The following is a 23,863-nucleotide window of genomic DNA, read 5'->3' as shown; positions in this document are numbered from 1 at the left end:
AACAAAGGCGGGTGGACGAGGCTCCCCGGCCCCGGGGCTGGGCAGCCCCGCGACAGCCACGGTCACTGGAGGGAAACCGCATCGACTCGCTCGGCAGGCTCGCCGTCCTCTATGAGCTTCCTTTCGCCAACCTCGGAGGGACGGAGAAACACCTCCTCACCTTGTTGAGCTCGCTCCGAAGCGACGTGGTCCCGTGCCTCCTCGCGCCCGAAGGGAACGCGCTCCGGCTTTTCCGCGATCTCGGCGTGCCTTACCGCACCATAGTCCCACTGAACCTAGGGCCCGGCATGCGGCATGCCCTGCGCGTGCACCATGCGGCTTTCAAGGAGCTATTGGAGGAGTTCAAGCCCTGTCTCGTTCACGTCCATGCCGGAGTTGAACTCGCCGTAGCGGCGCGCTTGGCGTGCCCACGCATTCCTCTGGTCCACACGATCCACGGCTATCCTGACGCGGCGAGCTACATCGTGTCCGCGCCCATAGCCAACCGCCTGATCGAGGAGGTAATCTGCGTTTCAGAGGCGGAGAAGAGGGCCGCCCAGCGCCACGGCTTCAGGAAGGATAGACTCACAGTGATCCACAACGGCGTCGTCGCCCCTGCGACCGCCGCGCGTTCTGGCGGACGGGAGTTTAGAAGACACCTGAGCGTGCGGGAAAACGTCGTGGTCGTCGGAACCGTGTCGCGGCTCGAGCGCAGGAAAGGTCTAGCCCATCTCGTGTCCGCCTTCGCTCGCGTCCGTGGCGAGTGCCCGGGCGTGCGATTGCTTGTGGTGGGCGACGGACGGATGAGACAGGATCTAGAGCGGCTCGCCGGCGACCTGGGCGTAGGCGAACTAGTCGCGTTCACCGGCGCCCTCGAGGACCCAAGCGACGCCCTGGAGTCGATGGACGTCTTCGTCCTTCCCTCGCTCCAGGAAGCACTGGGCATAGCCATCCTCGAAGCCATGGCCAGGGCGAAGCCGGTGATAGCCACGACTGTCGGAGGCATCCCGGAGGCAGTGGCCCACGGCGAGACGGGTCTGCTCGTGCCTCCGGGGGACGACGCCGCCCTGGCCTCAGCCATCATCGCTCTAGTGCGCAGCCCTGAGCAGAGACGCGAGATGGGCGCCCGGGGGCGCGCTCGCTTCGAAGCCTTGTTCACCGCGAACTTGATGGCGCGCAGGACTCTCGAGGTGTACCGGCGAGTCTTGGCCCGCGCGTCCGTCGGGCCGCGCGTCACGCGATCCCCCAGGCGGGCATGACACATCTTCTCCAGCTTCGAGGAAATCCGCGAGAACGAGAAAAGCGCGCTCACCTTGGCACTCGTCTCTCGTACTCCTGAAACACTCCCTTGTTGTGGTCCGCATCGACGCCTCTCACATTCGGGGACACGAAAGTTGAAGGCTTGATCCCGGCCGCCGCGAGCAGCTTCGCGACTTCCGCTACGATCGCGCACGAGATCGCCACCGCAGCCACGGTGGACCCGGCCGCCACGGGTACGTCGAGCCCGTCCACGTGTACCAGCGCATCCTCGAGCGGCACGTGGGTGTCGATCATCACGTCCGCCAGGTCTCCGAGTTTCTTGCCGCTAGAGTGCGTCGGTCTCGCCTTCCTGTGATTGTCGCCAGACACAACTGCCACCACGGGAAGGCCCCTCTCCCGCGCGTACAGAGCCGCCTCCACCGGCGCAGCGTTGAGCCCACCATGGGAGAAGACCCACATAGTGTCCTGCGAGTGAAACTCGAAGCTTTGAAGGAAGGTGGCAACGTAGCCCTCCTGTCGCTCGAGCCAAAGAAGCTCTCTCGCGCCGCCAGGGCCCACGACGTTGCACCACATGAGCCTGGGGTCGAGCAAGGGATGAAACCCCACGAAACTACCGTAGCGCGGGAAAACATCCATGACTGGGATGACGGAGTGCCCGCTCCCGAAGAGATGCACGAGATGGCCGCTTCCGATGGAGTCCGCCATCAGTCCAGCAGCTTTCCCTATGTTGTGCATCTCGTGCGTTCTGATGCTGTGAGCGATCTCTTGGATCCTTTCGAAGTATGCGATCGCGCTCATCATTTTTGCCTCCTGTCTTGCAGACCCACGTTTCTCAGTGCCCGCACGGCCGCGGACAGCCGACCGTTCCTCGGCCGGAGCCGCTCACGCCGCTCAATTGGAATGGGGCATGCCATCCCGCGCATGCCATTCGCTGACGAAGCGTGCGTCGTGCCCCGCCCCCGTCCACAACGCGCCCTGACGCCTCTTGCGCCCAGCCCGCGCTGGAGACCGCCTACCCGAACGCCTCCAGGGCAAGCCTCGCGGCGCCTATCACGCCCGCATCGTCACCCAACTCGGAGCAAACGATTCTCATCGCCTTCGCAGCCTGGGGCTGGGCTGTGGCAGCGACGACGGCGCGGATCTGCTCGAGGTACGGCCCCAGCCTGCGACCAACTCCGCCTCCCAGCACAACCACTTCTGGGTTCAGCGCGCTCACCAGGTTCGATACGGCCATTCCGATGTAATTCACGACGGTCGCTATGACCCGCCCAGCCGTCTCGTCCCCTCTTTCCGCACACTCGAATGCTACCTCGGCGGTGACCGCACGCAAGTCGCCACCCGCAACCTCCAGCGCGATGCTCCTCTCCCCTCTCGCGATCCTTTGGCGCAGTTGCCGGGCGATGCCGGGGCCTGCGGCCATGGTCTCCAGGAAGCCCTTCTCGCGGAAGACAGGATCGTCGATAGCTCCTGGCTCTAGACACGACCATCCCATAGCGCCCGCTATGCCTCGGGAACCCCTGTACACGCGACCGTCAAGGATGAAGCCGGCTCCCACTCCGGTACCGAGGATGACTAGCGCCACGTGGTCGCACCCTCGTGCCGCGCCCATCCACCGTTCTCCCGAGACCGCACAAGGCCCGTCGTGGTCCAATAGCACCGGCAATCCCGTCGCTTCCTGAAGCATCTCGCCGAGGGGAAAGTCGCGCCAGCCGGCGATGTTCGGCGCCCAGATCACCTTGCCGCTCGGCCTATCGATGACCGCGGGGACCGCCACACCGCAACTGGCCACTTGAGCACCCATGCTGTGCGCCGCGCCCGCGACCTCGCGTACCATCCCGGCTATCTGTTTGAGGGGTCCTTTTCCCGTGCCGTCGCCTGAATCGATAGCGGCGCGGCGCCTCTCGAGGACCTTGCCCGAATCGTCGACCAATCCGCAGGCAACCTTGGTGCCGCCGATGTCAACGCCCACCGCTGTCTTGCGCGCCGTCCCCGGCCCGCGCGCAGTCTCCGTCTCGAGCGACATCTCCGTCTTGCGCTCCGTCTCACCCGACCGAGATCTTGACAACCCAGATCTCACCCCCGCCAAGTTCTTTACTTAGTTCAGCACGGCCGCCATGCGCTCTCACATCGACTCTCTTTGAGGTGAAGAGATCCTCGGCTGACACGGGCCTCGCCCCGTCGCCCCCTGGAGCGTCGGCCGGAGTGCCAAGCGCGACGAAGAACCGCGCGTCCAGGGGGTCATCACCGTGGTTGAAGGCGAAGAGCACGTGCGCCTCTTCGCGTGTCCCGAGCTTCGACTGCAGCACCCGCGCCTCCACGGTCCCGCGGGGAGCGGTGGACTCCACGATCACGGGGCGCGACACTCCCGCGTTCTCGGCGAAACTCCCTAGGAACCTGCCTGTGGGGGCGTGTCGCCGAGCCTCGTAGGCGAAGCTCAAGTAGGTGCCGGCCAGAACGGCAAGCCCTTTGCCGTAAGTGTTGGCAACCACAGCAGGCGCGCCGTCCTCGAACGTGGCCAAGACACGCGCCGAAGGTGCCGTAACCTCCAGCGCCTGCCTGATGCCGTATCCCATGATCCGCTCTCCGCATCGAAAGTGTGGAACGCGCTCGGCTGCCCCCTCCGCCACGACGAGGTTCACCGTGTCATCCACCTTTAGGGCGCCGATCTCCTTGCACCCGAACACCGCGGAGAGACCGAACCCAGGCACGGCTTCTCCGCACGCGCCCACCTCGTCGTTCCAGCCCGTGCGGGCTTCTGCCACGACCGTTCCGCCGTTCCATACGAACTCGGCGATCCTCTGAGCGGCCTCGCGGGTGATCATGATGGAGAACGGCATGTAGAGCACCTTGTATCTCGCGAGGGCACCTAGCGAGATCTCGTCTAGGTGGACGTAGTCGGCGGGGATGTTCTCCTCGAAGAGAGGCCGGTAAGCGCCTGCCAAGGATCTCGACGGGATGTACGTGGATTTCTCCCGCATGGCTGTCCACATGATGTTGGCGAGGACGTTATACAGTATCGCTACATCCGCTTTCGGAGGCATGGCGTCGAGGAAGAGCTCCATGTTCGCGCTTACGACCTTTCCCGCCGCCCCCGCAACTCGAGCCCGCTCGCTCGGAGTGCCGTCGAGCTCCGCGAGGCCGAAGCCGGCCGATTCGTATCCTCGTGTCATGGGGTACCACGCATAGAAGCACAATCCTTTCGCCCCATGGCTGATGGGCTGCCACGTCCACTGTGCCTCATCCTCCGCCGTGGCGCTCACAGCGAACGACCCCACGTACCCGTGGCCGCCCTGCAGCTCGCCCAGCCAGAAGGGGCTGCCAACCGAGGAGCACGCCGAGCGCGTCGAGCAGAGCATCGCGGACCGAAGCGAGGGATCGTTGGTTTCCTTCGCACCCACGTGCTTTGGGTAGAAGGAAGTCCCCCACACGTCCACGACCTTCGCCATCCGCCAATCGTCTGGCGCCCCTTGGCCCAACATAGGAAGGGTCATGATGCACGGAATGTCGGAGTGGCTCGTGACAATGTGGTCCGGGTCGACGGCCTTGACCGTCCTCGCCCGCCATGCCAGGTCCTGAGCGATCTTGTCGAGGATGAACTCCTGCCAGTCAATGAAGTCAGTGTACGTCATGAGTGAAATGAAGCGCGGGGCGTCGACCACGTCCCAGCTGGAGAACGTGCGGTACCACGCTTCGTTGAGGGCTTCTATCGTGCCGTACTTGGCCTTCAGCCACTCGCGGAAACGCCTGACCGTGTAATGGCAGTAGCAGAACACGGCGGGCTGTGGAAGGTAATCGAAGTACGCCCACTGCACCACGTGTGGCTCGCTCCAAAGATCCCATCCGAAGAACTCCTCGCGGTCCTTCACACGCGCAGCGACAGCCGTCATGAATTCCTCGGCCTTTCTTCGCACGCCCGGGTGATCGTAGCAGTAACCCGGTGACCCTTGCGATATGATCCGATCCCCGCCCTGCGACACGTATGCTGAGTCTGGAAACTCGTCGAGAAGCCAATCGGGCGCGGAGTCGAGGTAGAGCTGGATGATGACCTGAAGCCCCGCCTCGCGCGCGAGGTCCATGACGAGCTCCTGGGCGTCAAACCGGTACGCGCCCGGCCTCGGTTCGCTCGCGGCCCAATCCACCCAGCACCTAACCGTGTTGAAGCCGCATTCCTTGATGTTCGCGATGTCACGGCGCCAGTCTTCGGCCGAACGTGGTCCGGGATGCTTGACCATGGTCGCCCGCGTGCGGCCGCCCCCGTACCACACAGCCATCGGAAAACATCTCTTCACCCCTGTGCCTCCTCCCGTCCTCGTCACACGGTCTCCAGTTCGTTCGCACGGTGGGTTCACTTGAACCCGCTCAAGACGAATCCCTTGATGTAGTAGCGTTGGAGCGCCAGGAAAACGCACACCGAGGGGGCAATAGCCAATACGGTCGCCGCGAGGAGCTTGTTCATGTTGACAGCCGTGCTGTACGCCGTGCCCATGAGCCTCAGGCCAACTGGCACAGTCATGAGATGCGGGGCCGACGTGGTAACGATCATGGGCCACAGGAAGTAGTTCCATTGCCCGATGAACGTGAATATGGCCAGCGTCGCCAGGGCGGGCTTGACGAGCGGCATCATGACCCTGCCGAAAATGCCGAGGTCCGAGGCGCCATCTATCCTCGCAGCATCGATGAGTTCGTCAGGGATGGTCATCATGAACTGCCGCATCAGGAATATACCCCAAGCGCTCACAACGAACGGCAGGATGAGCGACACGTACGATTGAAGAGCCCCTGTTCCTCCCATGCCGAAGAGGTTATTCCCGCCGAGGAGCGGGAAGCGTTTCAGGATGTAGTATACGGGTATCAGGAACAGGAACACCGGGAACATCATGGTAGAGAGGGTGAAAGTGAACACGGCGTCGCGTCCTGGGAACTTGAGCTTAGCGAGAGCATACCCCGCCAGAGAGCTCGTCAAGAGAACCGCCGCGGTGACCGCCGTAGACACGATGAAGCTGTTCTTGAAGTACTTGAACAGCGGCACGTTGGGGTCCCGAAGGACGGCGCCGTAATTGCCCCACTGAGGCGTCGACGGCATCCACTTTGGAGGTATGGCCGTGACCTCCTCGTACGTCATCACCGACGCGGACAGAATCCAGTAGAATGGCAGAAACATGGCGAGGCCTACGATGACCACCAGCAAATGGGTGATGGCCTTGCGAACAAGGCGCATCCGACGGCTACCCCGCCTGGTGCTCGGACTGACATTGAGCCGGCCGCCGGGTCCGCCTTGCGCGCCTCGTTTGTCCGCCTGCGTGACTCGGCGTCCCGTCGTCGCGGCATCGCCGTGGGCAAACAGCCTCTCGCCGCCTGCCCCTGCATCCCCGGCGGGCATCTTGGACGATACTAGTGGAAGCGGTCGCTTACTCATAGGACTCGACCCCTCCCTTCCTGAGGACTCTCAGCACAATGAAGGAGAACGCCAACACGATCAGGAAGAGGAGAAACGCACCCGCGCACGCCCTCCCCATACGCAGGTTCTTGAATGCCATCTGATACAGGTATAGCGCGAGCACTATCACGCTCCTCACGGGGCTCGTTCCGGACTCCGTGCCGCCCACCGCAAGCATGAAGATCAGGTCGAAAGCCTGCCAAGCGCCTATGAGACCGGTCACGGACAAGAAGAGGATAGTCGGCTTGAGCATGGGCACGGTGATGTGCGCAAACTCCGCCCATGGTCCCGCACCGTCCAGTTTCGCGGCGTCGTAGTACACGTCGGGGATCCCTTTTAGGCCCGCGGTGAACACTATCACCGTCGCGCCGATCCCACTCCATACGGCTATCAGCATGATGGAGTAAAGGCAGATGTCTGGGTCTGCCAGCCACTGTTGAGGCGGAAGGTGAACCATCTTGAGCATGGCGTTGGCGAGGCCTTCTGCCGGCCTGTAGAGGCCTCCCCAGATGCGCGCCACGGCCACAGACGGCGTCACGACCGGCGCGAACATAACAAATCTCCAGAAGGTCGCGCCGCGCACCTTCAGGAGCAGCATCGCGACACCGAGCGCAAGCGCCATGCCCGCGAACACGGTCCCCGTCGCGTAGATGATCGTGTTCTTGACTGCAATGAGGAAGAGCTCGTCCCTAGTAAGAAGGTAAATGTAGTTTCGCAGCCCCACGAACCTCGAATTCGCGAGCGGTACGAGCATGTTCCAATCCCGAAACGAGATGTACAAGGACATCCCGATGGGTATCACGAGGAAGACCAGGTAAAAGACGAGTGCCGGCGATAGAAACAGGTAACCCGTGAGCGTCCGTTTGAGGAGACTCCTCCTGGCGGAAATCGCACCAGGGCTCAACTCCCTCACCTCCCGACGGCCTGTGACCCGCGGTCAAGCCCCTTCCAGTCGTGCCCGGCTGGGCGCGACCGTCGCGCGCGGGAGGCAAGCCTCCGCAGCCTCCCGCGCGGTGCCACGGCAAGAGGCTCAGCGCCTCCGGGCTTCAGCGCCCGGAGACCAGCCGAACCATCAATAGAACTCCGAGAGGATCTCGTTGATCTTGATCGCGGCGTCATCGAGCGCCTGCTTCGCGGACTTCCGTCCATGCCAGGCCTCGACGATCTCGTTGGCGAGGATCGTCTTTACCTCTGCGCCTTGCGCCACGTTGGGCTCGGGCCTCGAGTTCTTAAGCTGTTCAACGAAGGTCCTCGTATACAGGTCGTTGAGAGTGTCAGGGTGGTTGGCAAGGTCTATCTCCCTGCATGGCAGGCCGCCAATGGTTTCAACCATCAGGTCTCCGAGGCGCGTGGTGCTCTTGGGCTTCTGAACATCCGCGGAGAACCACATCAGGAAGTCCCACGCGGCTTTCTTGTTCTTCGAAGCGCTGTCCACCGCCAGGAACCATGTGTACCCGGCGTTCACCGGCTTCTTTATGTAAGGAACCGGAGCCACGCCTACCACCTTGTCGTATTTGTCGCCAAGACCTTGCTTCAAGCTCTGTTCGTACCACGAAGCCATGATCATCATGGCCACCTTGCCTTGCGGGAAGCTCCACACGCTCCCGGCGGGGTCGGTGCCGCCCGTCTTGAAGAGCTGCAGTTCGGCCTCGAGTGCCTGCACGCCTTCGGGGGAGTTGACGACGCACTTCCTGAAGTCTGGCGACAAGAAGTCACCCCCGAGATCCCAGAGGAGGCCCAGATACGGGTGAACGACGGCAGACTCCCAGCCTGCCAGGAAAGCGAAACCGTACTGGGTGATGACGCCGGACTTGTCTCGCACCGTAAGCTTCGAAGCCATGTCCACAAGCTCGCTCCATGTCTTCGGGGGGGCATTGAAACCCTTCGCTTTAAGGAGCTCCTTGTTGTAGACCAGGCAGTAGTTGCCGACTTCCATCGGGATGCCCCAGATCTTGCCGCCTATCGTCGTACCGGCCACGGACACCGGAGTGTAGTTCCCTCGGACATCCTTCACCACCGCGTCCGGCGGGGTATCGAGAATGCCGTTCTGAGTGAGTTGCACGCCCCAGAGCGAGTAGACCCCGTACAGGTCAGGCGCGACGCCGGACGACCGGGCCACGAGCACTTTCTGGAGGTACTCCTCCATGGGAACGGACTGGATCTCGATCTCCACGTCGGGGTGTAGTTTCATGTATTCCTCGACATACTGGCGCAGCCCTTTGCTCACCAGCTTCCTGTTTGCCCCTTCGCCCGAGTACACGCCCTCCACCTGAAAGTCGCTCCAGTGCACCTGCCAAACGAGTTTGGTCTTGGCGGCAGCGGCGCTTCCCGTGGTTGCCGCCAGCCCGAGCAACATGGCAAGGCAGACGACGAGAACGATAAGCCTTCTCATTGTCAACTGCAGCCTCCTTTACTTTGGGTGCATCTCGTTCACGTGAGACTCGAAATCGCCGACAGGTCGTGACTCCATAAACCACCACGAGCGTCCCCCTGGCGCGCCAGCTCACTAGTCCCGCTCTTCACCCCCTCCGCGACTCATCCAGTACCTCGCTTGGCCCACCGCGAGCGCTCGAACCTGATCCCGACGTTCTCCGGCCGTTCGTGGAGCAGGATCCTCGAGTGCCCAGCTTCGCAGGGACTGAACTCGACTCCCCCTCCCGGGCAGCCGTCAGTCGGCGCCCCCGATCGCTCCCCGCTCCGCCCCAGTCCGCGTGGACGCCTCATAGCTCGCCGCCCTGCCCTGCGCCGCCGTGGATTCCCCCTGGAGGTCCACGCTGAGCGTGTACCTGTCGGCTCGGAGAATGGAGACGACGTATTCCAAGGCTCTGTTGTCGGCAAGATAGGCCATTCGCTCGGCAAAGAGCGCCGGGGAGCCTTCAGGCACCTCGAGGAGTCTCGCGTCATACGAATCGAGGACGATAGCCGTATAATTCTCAAGGGCTCTGGCAGGAGCAAGGCCGTACCTGGTTCTCAGAAGCTCGTACAGGGAGACGTTCTCCTTCAGGTGGTCCGCCAGATCCGGACACATGTCTATGGGCACGTAAGCCGTCTGAACTCCCATGATCTCCGCGTCTGCCAGGCGCAGCCGGCGCACCTTCGTGACGAGGGTCCCCTCCGCCACAGCTAGGGCCTCGCGTACTCGCCCCCTCGCCGCGACGATCTCAACCTCTAGGATCTTCGTGGAAGGCGCCATACCCCTGTCGCGCATCTGCTGGCTGAAACTGGTAATGCGGTTGAGGGAGTGGGCCACTTTGGGACGCGCCACGAACGTCCCCTTACCTTGCATCCTGTACAGCAGGCCTTCCTGGACCAAGCTCTGGATGGCCTGTTTGACGGTTATGCGGCTCACCCGATATCTCGCACTAAGCTCTGCCTCAGAGGGTATCCTCTCACCCGGCTTGAATTCGCCGTTCTGCAGCTCGTCCCGCAGGAAATCGCGGATCTGATGATACAGCGGTGTCGAGACGTTTCTATTGGGAATCACCCTGCGGACCTCCTTCCCCGCGTTCAGGAGACATCACACAACCGTTCCAGCCAGGGCTTATAGTTGATATATCATGTATGTATATGTTGTTAGTATGTGTTATACAACGCGGCTTTCGGAATTCCTCCCTATCGGAAGCAAAAACGCCCGGTCGGGTTCGACCGAGCGCGGAAAGCATTTCTGGTGGCGAGCCGGTCCTGGCGGGCTCCGAGCTCCAACTCGGCCTTCGGGCCGGCGTGAGACCGTCTCTGTCAGCCCATCTTGGTGGAAGGTCGCTGTGCGAGGCCGATGGCTTTCACCACCGCAAGGGATATCCCCGAATCAACCAGGTGATGCATGGCTGTGCCGAGGCCCACCACCACGCCCGCCCTCTGAAGCGTGAAGCCGAAAGGCAGTACTATCAACGCTTCTGAGAGAGCATGGATGGGCATCGTCCATAACAGCGCTCTCCAGAAAGGCATTCCTCTCCTCACGAGAACGGCCCCGACAACGGCAAACACCGCGTGCATCGCGGCTCTGGCTGCAATGACAGGACCCAGCTTCACTAGGAAGCCCACGGCTGACCCGGCACCTACCAAGAAAGCCACCCACGGACCGAGGAGCATGGAGATCATGACGGGCACGTGCGATGCGAGCGTCGCTGAAAAGGGAGGGATCACGACTCCGAGGAATCCCCCGAAGGCCAGCGGAATGACGAGAGCCAGTGCTGTGAGTAGAGCCCCAAAGACAACTTGCTTTGCTCCCATGTGTGCACCCCCTGTGAAGAGTGAGCGTTATTTCCTCGGCGGCGCGTTCGGCCGACGGCGCCTCACCCACCATGCCACCGCTCCAACCGCCGCAAGCACGGCAACCACCGCCACGACGGCACCGCGAGACACTTCGCCGTCTCCCCCGCTCGGCGCGAACACCGGTACGAGGACAGCAAGCGACCCCCTGTCTACATCGTACGACCCCAGCATTCTTTCCTGCGAACCGCGACCGCGCTCCGGGGCGAGCACGTCTATGACGTTCGGGTCCACCTCGAGGTCGCTGCCTCCTCCGAATACCCACGGCCCCGCCTTTTCCATCACTGGGCGGAAGTCGTCCTCGCCAAACGCGTCCTGCGAGCCAACGAGCACGTAGTAGCCCCATTTCCTTGATGGCTCGCCTATCACGGCCTTCGGCACAGAGACCCTGACCGTCTTGCCGTCCGTGAGCACTCCAGCTGAGAGGCCATCCGCTATGCCCCTGGCCTCCGGCTCATCCTGGGCAGAAAACACCCTGCACCCGCCCCAGCCGAGGGCTTTTATGAGAAGGTCCCATCCATACCTCCTGTCGAACGCAACGAGAGCTCCCTTCCGGAGAGTATCCGTCCTGCCGGCTCCGGGTGTCGTGTCGATGTATATGTTGATGAGCTGGTGGCTGAACCCTTCCGGCGCGTTCCAAGGGTTCGTGATCTCTCGAAATGTCGCGTCAAAGTATACGTACTCGGGGTCATGGCTCACCCTCACATGAGTGAGATCGAAAAGACCCGGAACGAAAGCTTTGTGCGTCGGATACCCATACGTGCCCGGCCCGTAATCGTCGCCCACGGGATCGTCCATGTCGAGAACCACAACAGCTTCGGCTTCGGCGGGTGCCGTGTGGAACACAACGCCGACCCCCGCGACGACGAGCGATCCCACGAAAATGGCCATTAGAGCCAATGAGGTCCGCCGCATTGCACACATGCCCCCCATCTCTCATGCTAGCGGAGAGTCTCGCTCCTCCTGCGTCACATGCATCAAAGCGCAGGCGGATCCACCGAGGCGCTCCTGCCTAAATGTACATATTCAGGCATGCAACGTGTAATGCGGGTTTCCCAAGCGCGCCGAGGTGCGGCAGACTCGCATCCGGCCAACGCATGCCAATCCCTCTAGCCCCCGGCGGCCGTCATCGGCCTGTCCCTGTTCCGCGCTTAGCCGCCGCCTCAGTCGCCCGCAGCCTTGACAGCGCGAGACACACGGCGCCTACCACGCCTGCATCTGCCCCGAGCTCCGCGCCCACTATTCTCACGGCCTCGAAGGCCGGCTTGAGTGCTCGCTCAGCTACGACTTCCCGCACCGGCTTTAGGAGTATCCCCCCAACTCTAGAGACTCCCCCTCCTATAACCACGGTATCCGGATTCAGGATGTTCACGAGATTGGCGATTCCGATGCCGAGATAGTCCGCGGCTTTTCCAAGAATGGCTATTGCTGCCGCATCCCCAGCCATCGCCGCTTTACCGACCACCTCCGACGTCACGAGTTCGACGTTTCCGTGGACGAGTTCCAGTATCATGGTCTCCTCACCGTGGCGGATGAGTTCCCTGGCCATGCGCGCGATGGCCGGGCCGGACGCGAGGGCCTCCAGACACCCATAGTTGCCGCAGCCGCATCTCGGGCTCCCGTCCTCATCTGTGATGGTCATGTGTCCGATCTCTCCCGCGATGAACGAAGAGCCGCTGTAGATCTCTCCACCCAGGATGAGACCCCCGCCGATGCCTGTGCTCACCGTGATATAGACCATGTTCTTCGAACCACGGCCGGCACCGTACCTGGCTTCTCCAAGAGCGGCGAGATTCGCATCGTTTTCGATGTACACCGGCACGTTCAAGGCCTGTTCCATCATGGCCACGAGCGGCACGTCGTGCCACCGAAGGTTCGGCGCGAATATCACCATCCCGGTCTCCGGGTTGAGAGGGCCTGGGCTTCCCACTCCCACCCCCGCCACGTCTTCCAGGCTTGCGCCGGCCTCTGTCACGGCTTCCTTCACCGAATCGATGATGGTGGCCACAACAGCGTCCACGCCACGATCGGGCTCTGTCTGCCTCGTCACCCGCGAGACTATCGCTGCATCAGCACCGGCTGAGGCAGTCGCGACCTTGGTGCCCCCGAGATCCACTCCAACCACAAGCGGTCTCGCCATGTCTGTGTCCCACGTCTCCTCTCCACCAGTGATGAGATCCTCCTTACCGCACGCACGCCCACTACGGAAGCGGGATGAGGAGTATCTAAGCCCTGGCGAGCTCCCCTTTCAGGTAGTCTATCACCTCTACCGGCTTGGGATCCACCCCATTCAGGAAAGCGAGGTACAGGCTTGCGAAATCTCCGACATATACGAGGGACAGTAGCCGCGCCACCTTCGACCTCCCGAGACTGTGAACCTCGTCTATTCCGGCCGCCGCGGCCATCAGAGTCGCAGTGATTTCCTCCCTCCGTTGCACCCTGGGGTGATCCCCTTTGTCTTTCAGGAGCACCACGCGCAGCCCCCTCGAGATGTCCTCCCTCGCACCCCATCCCACGGTCTCATTGTGGTTTAGCTCTGGGAAGGCGTTCCAGAACGCGTGAGTCTTGCTGTTCTCGTTGATCTGCGTCTTCCATCTCAGGGCCGCCGCGGCCGCGATGCCGGACGAGCCGTAGATGAGCGGGATCTTGCCGTACATCCCGATCGCCAGTCGTTTCGCCTGATTGACAGACACAGGCGACTGGGGTCCCAACACCAAGGAGAGGTCGCCGAGGATGAGCTCGGCTTCGTCAAGCCCCTCAGCTGCGTCCTTCACGTATCCCAGCCGCGCCAGCGCCGCAAGCATGGGCACGAACAGGTACGCCAGCGCCGTGCGCGGCGGGAATCCCTTCGGAATGAGGACCAAAGGCATCCCGTCACGCGAAGCGAGCTCGGCAAGGCGCCCCCCACTCGTGATGCACACCACCCGAGCCCCGCGATCGCGCGCGATGCCGTACGCGCTCAGCGTCTCCTCAGTATTCCCCGAGTAGCTCGACGCGAAAACGAGAGTGTCCCGGTCCACAAACGCGGGAAGGCCGTAATCCCTCACGACTACCATGGGCACTCTCAGCTCTCCCGCGACAATCTCGCGAACCACGTCACCTCCTATGGCCGAGCCTCCAAGTCCAGCCGCGACGATGCATCTTGCTCCGGCGAGGCTAGATGGCAGGTCTGCCTGCTCCGCGATGCCCAGAGCGTCCCGTATCTGCTGGGGGAGTTCGCCTACAATCTTCAGCATCCCGCCTGGGTCCAGCCTGGCGATCTCATCTGTGTCGTCCAGGATGATGCCGCGGTCGATGTTGTCGATGTTGTCGCGTTCCACTTTGCCGGTTGCACTCGTCAACTCCTTGACCCCCTCACCCAAACCCCATCTATCATGAAAAAGGGGATAGCTGGAGATATTCTCCCCATCTATCCCCAGGCGCAATCGCTCTCGCCACGGGAACTCTGGGCGCACGGCAGCGCCAGGTCACCTAATGGCTTTCTGAGTCGTCTTGTCGAACAAGTGAGCCTTGTCCGTGTTGAACACGAGTTGGTGAGACGACCCGTCTCTCGCGGTGGTGCGCGCGTCCACTCTCGCTATGAAGGAGTGCGGCCCCACCGTGGCGTAGAGATAGACCTCGGAACCCATCGGCTCCGTCACGTCTATGTCCGCCGTGATTATCCTATCAGCAGGGGCATCAGGGACGAACTCCCTGTCGTCGATATCCTCGGGTCTGATGCCGAAGATGACTTCCTTGCCGATGTACTCGCCCACCGTCTCGAACCTCGTCGAGGGCAGCTTCACCTTGAAGCTCTTGGCGTCGATCCAGAGCTCGTCATCCTTGCTCACGACCGTCGCGTCGAGGAAGTTCATGGCCGGGCTTCCGATGAACCCGGCGACGAAGACGTTGTCGGGGTGATCGTAGATCTCCATCGGCGCGCCCACCTGCTGGATGAAGCCGTCTTTCATGACGACTATGCGATCGCCCATGGTCATGGCTTCAGTCTGGTCGTGGGTAACGTAGATAATCGTCGTCTGGAGCCTGTTGTGCAGCTTGGCCAGCTCCGCCCTCATCTGGACACGGAGTTTCGCGTCAAGGTTCGATAGGGGTTCATCCATGAGGAACACCTTCGGCTCGCGCACGATGGCCCTCCCCAGCGCAACCCTCTGCCTCTGGCCCCCTGAAAGCTCCTTGGGTTTCCTCTTCAGCAGGTTCTCAATGCCGAGAATCGCCGCGGCCTCCTTGACGCGCTTGTCGATCTCGGCGCGCGGGAACTTGCGAAGCTTCAGGCCAAAAGCCATGTTGTTGTACACGTCCATGTGGGGATACAGAGCATAGTTCTGGAAGACCATCGCGATGTCGCGGTCCTTCGGCGGGATGTCGTTCACTATGGTGTCGCCGATGTAGATGTTCCCCTCGGTGATCTCCTCCAGACCTGCCACCATCCGCAGCGTCGTAGACTTGCCGCACCCCGACGGTCCGACGAGGATGAGAAACTCCTTGTCCTTGATCTCGAGCGTGGCATCGTTCACCGCAACGACATTACCGAACTTCTTGGTCACATGCTCCAGGTAGACCCTTGCCATCTCTCGAATACCCCCTGTGCCGTCTTGCGGAGCCGCTCGAAACGCACTCCCGAGGCAGCGTAATTAGAGAATGACTCACACGATCCGCAAAGCCACCAGAATACCACGGAGCGCCTCAACTCACGTCGCCAAACCCCGGCGATCACCTCCATCGTCTCAACACCGGAAAGCCTTCACGGGAAGTTCCCGGAAAGTATTCAACACGCGCGACCGCGATCCTTCTTTGAACCTATTCCTTCACCCCACCTAGGGTCATGCCAGACACCAGCCACTTCGACGAGTAAAGGAACAGCGCGAGCGCGGGAATGGCAACGAGCACCGAAGCTGCGGCGAACTGGCCCCATGCGGTCTGGAATTGGTCCATCAGCTTCTGAAAGCCCACTGGCCACGTGAACATGTCTGCCTTCTGGAGCATCACCCTGGCCATCATGTAGTCGTTCCAAGCCGTCATGAAGCTGAACAGCCCGGCGATGGCGAGAGCCGGCGTGGACAGCGGAATGACGACACGCCAGAACGCCGCAAGCGGACTCGCCCCGTCGACTAGCGCAGCCTCTTCGAGTTCTCGAGGTATTGTATCATAGTATCCTTTGAGGATCCAAATGGAGAACGGCACCGACCCGACTGAGTAGGCAATGGTCATGCCCGTGTATGTGTTGAACAGCCTGAGCCTCACGACCATGACGTATATGGGGAGAAGGAGCATTCCCGCAGGAATCATCTGCGTCGTCAAGAGGAATAGCAGGCCTTGGCGACGGCCCGGGAACTTCCACCGAGAAAACGCGTAAGCCGCAGTGGCCGCCAGCATGAGGCCCACGAGCACCGACGCCGCGCTGACGATGAGGCTGTTCCACAGCCATATGGTGAAGTCTCTCTCGAAGATGAGAGCGCGGTAGTTCTCGAGGCTCGCGCCCGGCGGCACGAACGCCAGGCTGGTAGAGAGCAGCTGGTTGCTAGGCCTAAGCGACACGCTCACGACCCGGAGGAACGGGTAAACTGATACGACACAAGAAAGGATCAACACGAGGTGTATGGCCGCTCTCTTGACAGGGCTGTCCCCCCTGGCCCTTCGGAAGACGCTGCGCCCCGCTCGGATTCTCATGACTCCCAGGCCCCCTTGAACCCGCCGCTCAGCCGCAGATACACTGCGGAGAAGATGAACAGGAACACGAATATGACCATGGCATATGCCGCCCCGAATCCGTACCTATAGAACTCGAATACCGCCTTGAACATGGACGTGACCAGGAGGTCGGTGCCTTCCATCGGACCGCCCTTCGTCACAAGATAGATCACGTTGAAGTTGTTGAACGTCCACACTACCCCGAGGATCACGGCAGGTGTGAGAACCGGCTTCAGCAGGGGCATCGTGATGGATCGGAATTGCTGCCATCCGGATGCTCCATCTATTTGAGCCGCGTCGTAGTACTCCTGGGAGATGCTCTGAAGACCGCCGAGGAGCACTACCATCATGAACGGGATCCCGAGCCAGATGTTGACCAGCACGACCGCGACAAACGCCCACCTTGGGTCGGATAGCCAAGGCACCGGTCGCAGACCAAGTCTCTCGAGCATCAGGTTGACGAAGCCGTACTGAAAGTGGAATTCGCCGCGCCATGCGAGCGCCGAGATGACTTGCGGGAGCGCCCACGGCACCACGAGAAGGGTTCTGTAGATCCCCTTGCCTTTCATCGGCCTGTGGAGCAGGATAGCGAGGGCGAGGCCGCCCAGCACGTGGAACACGACGTTCACAACCGTCCAAAGGACCGTTCGCCCGAGCAGTTGAAGGAAGGTGACTTTCTGCAGCACAGGCAGTCTGAAGACGTCGAGGAGGTTGGTGATGCCGTAAGAAATGCCGACAGAGAAGTCTTTGAACCGGAACATGTTCATGTTGCTGAAAGCAAGGTAGACGTTGAAGCCGAACGGGTATACGATGAGCGCCAGCACCCCGACAAGGGCAGGAAGGAGCAGCATGAGCGGAAGCGAGTACTTGCACTTCAGAAGCTTGTGAAGAACCAGGTACGCCATGGTTTCTAGGGCGATGACGACCGCGGCGACTATCCCTATCAGCCTGCCGATTTCGCCGAGCCCCCTGGTCACAACATCCCACGTCAAAGCCATCTATGCCTTCACCACCTTGGAAGAAGGCAGGCCCGGACGCAACCCGCGCTCCCGCCCGGGCCTGCCTTGCGCCTGGCTTTTCGTGAGACCTACTTGGTCATCTCGCGAATCGCCTTCTCGGCGGCTTCCTGCATCGCCTTCGCAGCGTCCTTCGGGGTCATCTTGCCAGCCATGACGGCCTCCTGATTGGGTCTGATGGCGTCCCAGCAAGCCCGCATCTCAGGCACCGTCGGCATCGGCTTTCCGACAACCATCTGGTCAGACGAGCCTTTCAGGATCGCGTCCTGGGTCACCAGTGGGCTCTTGAGTGCGCTCGCCGTAGCGGGCAGTCTCTTGAACTTCTGGAGGAACCTGAGCTGGACCTCGTCCGAGACCAGGAAGTCCACGAACCCCTTCACGGCGTTCAGCTTGTCGCCCTCGAGGTACTCGGGGAACATCAGATAGATGCCGCTGGTCATGGGCGAAGGCCATTTGCCGGTCTTGACGACCTTGGGAATCCGCGCGACCCCCAGATCCACGTTCTTCTTGACATCATCGGTCACATATGCACCGAGAGACCAGTCGCCGTTGATTATCATGGCCGCCTTCCCCTCCTTGAACAGGGAGTCGGCAGCGTTGTAGTCGGCTTCCATTGGCACTATCTTGTGCACAAACTTCAGATCATGGAGGAACTGCAGAGCGTCGACCATGGCCTGGCTGTTGAGGGTGGGTTTGGTCCCGTCCAAAGGCCAGCCACCAAACCCTCCGAGCCACGGAGCCAGCCAGAAGGGCTCGTTGAGGTTGTACACGAGTCCGTACTGATCAGGCTTGCCATCGTTGTTGAGGTCCTTGGTGAGCTCCTTGCCTACCTTGATGAGCTCATCGGTATCCTGGGGCGGCGCCTTGATGAGCTTCTTGTTGTAGAGGAGCATCAGGTGGTTGCCTACGCTGAGAGGGACTCCCCAAACCTTCCCGCCAAGCTCAACCGCTTCCACGCCCGGCTTGACGAATTTGTCCATGTACCCTGCGGGGAATATCTGGTCCACAGACTTGATGAGTTTCATCGCCGTGAACGGACCGGCGTGGTCGGAGACGGTCCAAAGGAGATCCGGGCCCGTGCCCGCGAACGCCGCAGACTGGAAGTTCTGGCGCAGGTCCTCCACGCCGTAGTTCACGACTTCGAAAGTCACGCCCGGATGGCTCTTGGAGTACTCTTGCGTGAGCGCTATAATCTCCTGCAGAACGCCCTCCGCCTCACCCTCCTTGGTCCAGATCGTCAGAGCGACTTTCTTCTGAGCCGTTGCGCCGACAGGCAGAAGCAGGGCAACCAGCATCAGAAGAACCAGGACTGAAACAACCGTTCTTCTCACAGTGGGTCCCCTCCTCTTTGATTTCGCGTGTCCCCAGCCGCCGCTTACCGGCGTCTGTCAACAATTTGCAGACTGCCGTCGAACCCGTGCGATCAGCCATTTCCCGCATTGCAGGTACCACGCGCTGCACGACACCGCACACGACTTGACGGTCGTTCGTCTCTAGGCTCGCGACTGTCCCTGAGTATCACCTCCTTCAGACGTTCCACCCCCGTCAGACGACACCGTCCTCGCGCCACATGACTCCCTGACAACCAGTTCGGCGGGGAGGACTATCTTCTTCGGTATCCTGGCAGGGTTGGCGATCAACCTCAGAACCTCCTTGGCAGCGCTCCTGCCCATTACCTCGCTTTGCTGTTTCACGGTGGAAAGCGTCGGCCTCACGTAGGACGCCGCCTCGATGTCGTCGAATCCCACGACCGCCACGTCTAGTGGAATCTTTCGCCCCTCTTCACGCAACGCCTTCATGGCGCCTATGGCCATGAGGTCGCTCGCAGCGAAAACCGCAGTGACGTCAGGCGAGCTTTGGAGTATGCTCTTCATGGCGGCTCGCCCGCCTTCTTCGGTAAAGTCTCCCGCGAGGACGATCCTCTCGTCCAGCGGCAGACCATGACGGGCCAGCGCCTGCCTATAACCCAGGAATCTGCCTTCTGAAATGGCAGACGGAGTATGTCCGTCAATGTATGCGATCCTCCGGTGGCCGAGAGAGATGAGATGCTCCACGGCCGACTCGGCCCCACCTACGTTGTCGGAGGTGACGTACGTCATCCGCGGGCCTTCGAAGGGGATGTCGATGAGGACCGTGGGAATTCCGCTCTTCGCGATCTCGTCGAGTATCGCCCTGCCGCGCAGAGTTCCCATGAGGAAGAGGCCTTCGACTTTCGACTCGTAGCACCTCCGGAGGCTCTCACGCCAGCGCCTGTCACCCGCGTTCTTCACGCTGAGCACCAGGTCGTAGCCGGCCTTTTCTATCTCGGCGGTGATTCCACAGATCACCTCGTAAAAAAACGGGTGGCGCAAGCCCTCGACGGAGAAGAGCATCAATTCCAGGACGTAGCTCCTCTTCCGGACGAGACGCCGCGCCAGGGCGCTCGGATGGTAGTTCAACTCTCGCATCACTGCTCGAACGCGCTTCTCGGTCTCCGCGCTTATATCGCCGTATCCGTTCAGCACATGGGACACGGTGCTGACGGACACGCCCGCCTTGCTCGCGATGTCCCTGATCGTCGCCACTATCTTGGGTCCTCCGCCCGCAACCCTCGGAGTCCAGTTCAAGTCAATAGCAACGTCTCCTGAGGGCTACAACGTTGTAGCGCGATTCCATTATAGGGTCAGCTATCCATCTGTGTCAAGGAGGACTTCGCATGGAAGTCGCGTGAAAGCGCACCGCCGCCCGGTGCTGGGGTTGGGCGTTGGAGGTTGGAACGCGAGAAAAGCCCCCGGACCGAGGCGGCCCAGGGGCTTTGCCGGGTTTGACGCACCGGCGGCGTGACAAGTGAGAAGGTTGGTTTTCTCTTAGAACTCGACCTTCATTCCCGCGGTCAAGCAGAACCCATTCGGCCTCGACGTGAAGTCGCCGAAGTTGCCCTCATCGTACTTGGCGTAGCTGCCGATGAATTCGATGCCGTTGGGCGCCGTGTACTCAGCTTGCCCAATGTACGCCATCTGCCCGTTCGCCCACTTGGCGTTGCCCGACAACTCTATGCCAGAGAGCATGGGAGCGTCGAAGACGGTGGAAGCCGCCAATTCGTGGACTGTCGAGTCTATGTTGGACATCGTGAGGTCATACTCGGTGTTCACCACTATCGGCCCGACCGGGACGTCGTAACCGAGGCCGAGAGTGACGAGGGTTTTCATCTCAGGATCCGCCTTCACCTGGCGTTCGAGGATGGAGTAGTCCGCGTTGACCGTGGACCACGTGGTCTTCACGCCCGCCTCGATGTCGAGACCCGCGTACCGGGTGGCGGCAGTCGCGCCGAGGCTCTTCCTCTCGCCCACGATCTGGCGGTCAGCGTTCCTCTGCTGGTGCCAGTCGGCGGTCCCGACAAGCTCCACACCCATGACCGTGGTAGCCACTTCGCCGTTCACGCCGCGCTTGCCGGCGTTGAGGTCCACGACGTTGATGTCGTTGCCGTCATCGTCTTTCCGATCGTCTCTGTAGATCGGGTTGAACTTCGGGTCGAAGTCCCTCACGCCGAGTTTCGCGCTTACCCCTGGGAGCACGGGAAGCTCCGCGATGCCCGCCTCGGCCTTCACGACCGCAGCTTCGTTGGAGCCGTCCCATGCGGCCGCGCCGGTCAGGTCGAGACCCGGAACCGGTGCGAAGCGAACAGTTCCGGCAAGGGCGATGTCGTCGCCGGTCTTCACGGCCGCGCCGGTGAGGCCGATACCCTGAATGTCCGCGGCGGCCGCGACTCCGGCGTTGGCGAACCGCTCCTGCTGGTCTTCGGAGATCTGCCGGGTCGCCCAGCCGTAGAACGCGCCGAGCTCCACCGGGCCGACGCGCACGCCGCTCACTTGCGCGCCCTCGATCACGCCGTCCGTCTCGGAGACGTGAGCTATGTAGGGCGAGTAGTCAACGGCAAGATCTCCCAATCTGGTGGTGACGTCCTGTCCACCCGTAAGGAATGGGCCGGTCGTCTCGAGATACGCTTTCTCGATAGTGAGCTGCGCGAGGCCGAGCGTAACAGGCGTAAGCCCCTTTGCATCCATGTTCCCGCCCGCCAGGGCGTCGGACCCCGGATTCGGGTCGGTGCTCGGGCCGAAAGGAGCGTATTCTATGGGCTCGAATCCCACGAATGCCCGTATTTGCTGGCCTGAGGCCATCTCCATGGAGAAGTTGAGGCGTAGGTCAGATGTGGCGGTGATCCCGTTGTTGTCCGACCCCGCGGGAGTCACTTGGAAAGTGGTCTCCAAGGACCCTCCGAGGTCGATTGCGGGGGCCGCCCACACCGGCGCCGCCATGGCTAGAGCCACTATAGCGGCTAGTGCAGCGACTATTCTTCTCATCGTTCATCCCCCTTGGTGTGTCTTGTGGTTCGTGACTGCTTCAGGTCTTGCTGCGATGGGGGCCTTCGGCAAGTAGCCTTGTTTCCTTGCTTGCGTCCCCCGGCTGCGATGTGTGCTCTGTATTACATGTCTCGGCCTCCGGCGCTTTCTGGGGAGGCACCTCCTTTCCGCCGCCTGCCGAGTCTGGAATTCATGCTCCGTCTACTGCGTCGAAATGAACATCGTTGCGTTGTATAGCTTCATGGCCAGCTGAACGGCCCCTGTGCTTCCCGTAATTCTCCGTATTACTCGCTATTCCTTCATGAAGCTCGTGCGTGCGCTCATGTAAGTGATGGCACCGAAGGAAACTGAAAGCCAGGACAGGTTCTCATTCCCTGCCCTGGCCCCGTCGCCCCGACTACTTGTACGATCTACTTGTGCGATCACCCCGCGTCACTAGCTGCTTCCCGGTGACCCCAGGTCGAACTCGTCGTACAGGGCGCGCACCGCGCGCGCCACGCTTGCTTGGTCGATGAGGCAGGAGATGGTGATCTCCGAGTCGACCGTCTGCATTATGTGAACGCCCGCCCGGTGAAGGGACTCCACCACCCTCGCCATCACGCCCGGCACTTCTTGCATGCCTGCGCCCACCACCGACACCTTAGCGCACTCCGCCATGACATGGCATGCGTATCCCTCCGACCTCAGCGCTTCCTCGGCTGCTCTAGCGAATTCGTCCTTCACGGTGAAGAGGATGGCTCGAGGGGTGACGTTTATGAAGTCGACGTTGATCCCAATCGTGCTGATCGCCTTGAGTATGGCCACCCTAGCCCTGGACGGCTCAGCAGGATTCGGATAGAGCGCCTCCACGCGGGCGAGTCCGTCCACGTGGGCGATGCCTGTTATCACTCGTCGCTCTACCTCATCCGTTATGAACGTGCCCTCGGATTCCGCAAAAGTGCTCCGCACCCTCACCGGAATGCCGCCTTGTTGTGCTATGTGAACCGCCCTGGGGTGGACCACCTTCGCGCCGTTGTTGGCGAGCTCCTCGACCTCGAAATACGTGATTGCCGAGATCAGTCTGGCATCAGGAACGATCTTCGGGTCGACGGTCATGACTCCCTCGACATCCGTGTATATCTCCACGCACTCCGCCCTCAACGCCACCCCAAGCGCGGTCGCCGTGGTGTCGCTCCCTCCCCGGCCGAGGGTGGTCGTCTCGCCGTCGTCGGTCACCCCCTGAAAGCCGGCAACTACCGGGATCTGTCCGGATGCAAGCACATCGAGCAATCGAGCGGTGTTTATGCCCTGGATGCTAGCGTCTCCGAACTCCGCGTCAGTGCGTATCCCGGCCTGCGCGCCCGTCAGTGGGACTGCTTCGAGCCCCGCCGCCCTGAGGTGACCCGCCATCACGACAGAGCTTATGATCTCCCCGCACGACGCGAGGAGGTCCAGCGCCCTCGCATCAACAGGCAGGCCCCTGCCCCGCACGAGGTCCAGAAGCGAGTCGGTGGCGTACGGACTTGGACGCCGACCCATGGCGGACACTACGACGACGGGATCGAATCCCTGTTGCCTTGCTGAAATCACCCTGTCTCGAGCTTTCAGGCGTGCCTCTTCGTCTCCGACGGATGTCCCCCCGAACTTCTGCACGATTATGCGCACCGTTTGCTGTGAACCTCCTGCACCCTTGTTTGTGGGATGGTGCCGCCCCGCCGGAACAACCGGCTCCGCGCCGCTCGCCCGCGACGCTCGCTCGAGTCGGCCGCGGCCGCGAGCCCCGGAACGCTGCCCGGGTCGTCTGCCCTCCCGAATGTGTACGGGTGTCGCATATGGATACGGCGAAAAGCGACGTTATCCTGCTGTCACGTGGGCAGGGCGGGGGAAAAATCAAC

The 23,863-nt window shown here is 61.7% G+C and carries 19 protein-coding genes; 1 reads left to right on the top strand and 18 read right to left on the bottom strand.

Going from position 1 to position 23,863, the window contains the following annotated elements:
* Positions 1-11: 11 nt before the first annotated feature.
* Entirely contained in the window at positions 12-1,238 is a 1,227-nt protein-coding gene (locus tag NUW12_04185) for a glycosyltransferase (GenBank protein ID MCR4401968.1), read from the top strand.
* 49 nt (positions 1,239-1,287) lie between these two features.
* On the opposite strand, the gene NUW12_04180 is transcribed toward NUW12_04185, so the two are convergent.
* The 18 genes from NUW12_04180 to dapG form a co-directional block, all read right to left on the bottom strand.
* Positions 1,288-2,037 carry an SIS domain-containing protein gene (locus tag NUW12_04180; GenBank protein ID MCR4401967.1) on the bottom strand — a complete coding sequence of 250 codons (750 nt, stop codon included), beginning with the start codon at positions 2,035-2,037 and terminating at the stop codon, positions 1,288-1,290.
* A 214-nt stretch (positions 2,038-2,251) separates the two neighbouring features.
* Positions 2,252-3,304, bottom strand: coding sequence for an ROK family protein (locus tag NUW12_04175; protein ID MCR4401966.1), 1,053 nt, complete (start codon positions 3,302-3,304; stop codon positions 2,252-2,254).
* On the bottom strand, positions 3,282-5,528 hold the full coding sequence (locus NUW12_04170) for a beta-galactosidase (GenBank protein MCR4401965.1): 2,247 nt from the start codon (positions 5,526-5,528) through the stop codon (positions 3,282-3,284). The genes NUW12_04175 and NUW12_04170 overlap by 23 nt, the downstream gene beginning before the upstream one ends.
* A gap of 56 nt (positions 5,529-5,584) precedes the next feature.
* Positions 5,585-6,655, bottom strand: coding sequence for a carbohydrate ABC transporter permease (locus NUW12_04165; GenBank protein ID MCR4401964.1), 1,071 nt, complete (start codon positions 6,653-6,655; stop codon positions 5,585-5,587).
* Positions 6,648-7,580 carry a sugar ABC transporter permease gene (locus NUW12_04160; protein ID MCR4401963.1) on the bottom strand — a complete coding sequence of 311 codons (933 nt, stop codon included), beginning with the start codon at positions 7,578-7,580 and terminating at the stop codon, positions 6,648-6,650. The genes NUW12_04165 and NUW12_04160 overlap by 8 nt, the downstream gene beginning before the upstream one ends.
* A gap of 168 nt (positions 7,581-7,748) precedes the next feature.
* On the bottom strand, positions 7,749-9,068 hold the full coding sequence (locus NUW12_04155; protein MCR4401962.1) for an ABC transporter substrate-binding protein: 1,320 nt from the start codon (positions 9,066-9,068) through the stop codon (positions 7,749-7,751).
* A 276-nt stretch (positions 9,069-9,344) separates the two neighbouring features.
* Entirely contained in the window at positions 9,345-10,160 is an 816-nt protein-coding gene (locus NUW12_04150; protein MCR4401961.1) for a GntR family transcriptional regulator, read from the bottom strand.
* A 251-nt stretch (positions 10,161-10,411) separates the two neighbouring features.
* Positions 10,412-10,906, bottom strand: coding sequence for an ECF transporter S component (locus NUW12_04145; GenBank protein MCR4401960.1), 495 nt, complete (start codon positions 10,904-10,906; stop codon positions 10,412-10,414).
* Positions 10,907-10,933: 27 nt separating this feature from the next.
* Positions 10,934-11,860 carry a hypothetical protein gene (locus NUW12_04140; protein MCR4401959.1) on the bottom strand — a complete coding sequence of 309 codons (927 nt, stop codon included), beginning with the start codon at positions 11,858-11,860 and terminating at the stop codon, positions 10,934-10,936.
* A 211-nt stretch (positions 11,861-12,071) separates the two neighbouring features.
* Positions 12,072-13,085: an ROK family protein gene (locus NUW12_04135; GenBank protein ID MCR4401958.1), complete on the bottom strand. Its 1,014-nt coding sequence runs from the start codon at positions 13,083-13,085 to the stop codon at positions 12,072-12,074.
* An 85-nt stretch (positions 13,086-13,170) separates the two neighbouring features.
* Positions 13,171-14,286, bottom strand: a complete 1,116-nt coding sequence (locus NUW12_04130; GenBank protein ID MCR4401957.1) for a bifunctional phosphoglucose/phosphomannose isomerase — start codon at positions 14,284-14,286, stop codon at positions 13,171-13,173.
* A gap of 126 nt (positions 14,287-14,412) precedes the next feature.
* On the bottom strand, positions 14,413-15,513 hold the full coding sequence (gene ugpC, locus NUW12_04125; protein ID MCR4401956.1) for a sn-glycerol-3-phosphate ABC transporter ATP-binding protein UgpC: 1,101 nt from the start codon (positions 15,511-15,513) through the stop codon (positions 14,413-14,415).
* A gap of 229 nt (positions 15,514-15,742) precedes the next feature.
* Entirely contained in the window at positions 15,743-16,612 is an 870-nt protein-coding gene (locus NUW12_04120) for a sugar ABC transporter permease (GenBank protein MCR4401955.1), read from the bottom strand.
* Complete coding sequence (locus NUW12_04115) at positions 16,609-17,631, bottom strand: sugar ABC transporter permease (GenBank protein MCR4401954.1); 1,023 nt, start codon at positions 17,629-17,631, stop codon at positions 16,609-16,611. Before NUW12_04115 ends, NUW12_04120 begins: the two co-directional genes overlap by 4 nt.
* An 89-nt stretch (positions 17,632-17,720) precedes the next feature.
* Positions 17,721-18,980 carry an extracellular solute-binding protein gene (locus NUW12_04110; GenBank protein ID MCR4401953.1) on the bottom strand — a complete coding sequence of 420 codons (1,260 nt, stop codon included), beginning with the start codon at positions 18,978-18,980 and terminating at the stop codon, positions 17,721-17,723.
* A 162-nt stretch (positions 18,981-19,142) separates the two neighbouring features.
* Positions 19,143-20,255: a LacI family transcriptional regulator gene (locus NUW12_04105; GenBank protein ID MCR4401952.1), complete on the bottom strand. Its 1,113-nt coding sequence runs from the start codon at positions 20,253-20,255 to the stop codon at positions 19,143-19,145.
* A 240-nt stretch (positions 20,256-20,495) separates the two neighbouring features.
* Positions 20,496-21,989, bottom strand: a complete 1,494-nt coding sequence (locus tag NUW12_04100) for a hypothetical protein (GenBank protein MCR4401951.1) — start codon at positions 21,987-21,989, stop codon at positions 20,496-20,498.
* Between the two features lie 435 nt (positions 21,990-22,424).
* The gene (gene dapG, locus NUW12_04095; GenBank protein ID MCR4401950.1) at positions 22,425-23,633 is read right to left on the bottom strand and encodes an aspartate kinase; all 1,209 of its coding nucleotides are present in this window, start codon (positions 23,631-23,633) and stop codon (positions 22,425-22,427) included.
* Between the last annotated feature and the right edge of the window lie 230 nt (positions 23,634-23,863).

The sequence above is a fragment of the Bacillota bacterium genome (genome assembly GCA_024653485.1).
Classification (GTDB): domain Bacteria; phylum Bacillota; class SHA-98; order UBA4971; family UBA4971; genus UBA6256.
The sequence above is the reverse complement of the archived record's forward strand: the minus strand, read 5'-3'. Positions and strand labels throughout refer to the sequence as shown.

What these genes read in the sequence shown, in the direction of transcription:
- NUW12_04155 (MCR4401962.1), bottom strand. Translation starts at nt 9,068, where the DNA reads ATGAGAAGGCTTATCGTTCTCGTCGTCTGCCTTGCCATGTTGCTCGGG.
- ugpC (MCR4401956.1), bottom strand. Translation starts at nt 15,513, where the DNA reads ATGGCAAGGGTCTACCTGGAGCATGTGACCAAGAAGTTCGGTAATGTC.
- NUW12_04140 (MCR4401959.1), bottom strand. Translation starts at nt 11,860, where the DNA reads ATGCGGCGGACCTCATTGGCTCTAATGGCCATTTTCGTGGGATCGCTC.
- NUW12_04120 (MCR4401955.1), bottom strand. Translation starts at nt 16,612, where the DNA reads ATGAGAATCCGAGCGGGGCGCAGCGTCTTCCGAAGGGCCAGGGGGGAC.
- NUW12_04115 (MCR4401954.1), bottom strand. Translation starts at nt 17,631, where the DNA reads ATGGCTTTGACGTGGGATGTTGTGACCAGGGGGCTCGGCGAAATCGGC.
- NUW12_04165 (MCR4401964.1), bottom strand. Translation starts at nt 6,655, where the DNA reads ATGAGTAAGCGACCGCTTCCACTAGTATCGTCCAAGATGCCCGCCGGG.
- NUW12_04135 (MCR4401958.1), bottom strand. Translation starts at nt 13,085, where the DNA reads ATGGCGAGACCGCTTGTGGTTGGAGTGGATCTCGGGGGCACCAAGGTC.
- NUW12_04145 (MCR4401960.1), bottom strand. Translation starts at nt 10,906, where the DNA reads ATGGGAGCAAAGCAAGTTGTCTTTGGGGCTCTACTCACAGCACTGGCT.
- NUW12_04100 (MCR4401951.1), bottom strand. Translation starts at nt 21,989, where the DNA reads ATGAGAAGAATAGTCGCTGCACTAGCCGCTATAGTGGCTCTAGCCATG.
- NUW12_04180 (MCR4401967.1), bottom strand. Translation starts at nt 2,037, where the DNA reads ATGAGCGCGATCGCATACTTCGAAAGGATCCAAGAGATCGCTCACAGC.